Raw genomic sequence first — 1,016 nt, 5'->3', positions numbered from 1 at the left:
ACGCGCAGTGGTAGTCGAAGCCGTGGTGAGTGCGGTGGCGTAGAGGGTGTGACCCCCGTAGACGAAACCAGTGCGCGGCGTGACGCTGTTCCCGAGTAGCACCGGGCCCGTGAAATCCGGTGTGAATCTGCCAGGACCACCTGGTAAGCCTGAATACTACCTTGTGACCGATAGCGGACAAGTACCGTGAGGGAAAGGTGAAAAGCACCCCGGGAGGGGAGTGAAATAGTACCTGAAACCGTGCGCTTACAATCCGTCGGAGCCTTGAGGGGTGACGGCGTGCCTTTTGAAGAATGAGCCTGCGAGTTAGTGGTCGGTGGCGAGGTTAACCCGTGTGGGGTAGCCGTAGCGAAAGCGAGTCTGAACGGGGCGTTCAGTCGCCGGCTCTAGACCCGAAGCGAAGTGATCTATCCATGGGCAGTGTGAAGCGCGGGTAAGACCGCGTGGAGGCGCGAACCCACTTCAGTTGAAAATGGAGGGGATGACCTGTGGATAGGGGTGAAAGGCCAATCAAACTTCGTGATAGCTGGTTCTCCCCGAAATGCATTTAGGTGCAGCGTTGCGTGTTTCGTGCCGGAGGTAGAGCACTGGATAGGCGATGGGCCCCACCGGGTTACTGACCTTAGCCAAACTCCGAATGCCGGTACGTGAGAGCGCAGCAGTGAGACTGTGGGGGATAAGCTTCATAGTCGAGAGGGAAACAGCCCAGAACATCAGCTAAGGCCCCTAAGCGTGTGCTAAGTGGAAAAGGATGTGGAGTTGCTGAGACAACCAGGAGGTTGGCTTAGAAGCAGCCACCCTTGAAAGAGTGCGTAATAGCTCACTGGTCAAGTGATTCTGCGCCGACAATGTAGCGGGGCTCAAGCACACCGCCGAAGCTGTGTCACTCCAACTGTGTTGGGGTGGGTAGGGGAGCGTCGTACAGCCGGTGAAGCCGCGGGGGAACCCAGTGGTGGAGGCTGTACGAGTGAGAATGCAGGCATGAGTAGCGAAAGACGGGTGAGAAACCCGTCCGC

Annotated in this window: 1 rRNA gene; it reads left to right on the top strand. The window is 57.8% G+C overall.

Annotation, left to right across the window (positions count from 1 at the left end):
• Positions 1-1,016, top strand: a 23S ribosomal RNA gene (locus A4A78_RS17335); the annotation flags it as partial.

The sequence above is a fragment of the Brachybacterium sp. sponge genome, assembly GCF_001613775.1.
Taxonomy (GTDB): Bacteria; Actinomycetota; Actinomycetes; order Actinomycetales; family Dermabacteraceae; genus Brachybacterium; species Brachybacterium conglomeratum.
Note: the sequence above shows the minus strand (reverse complement) of the source record. Positions and strands in the feature narration are given on the sequence as shown.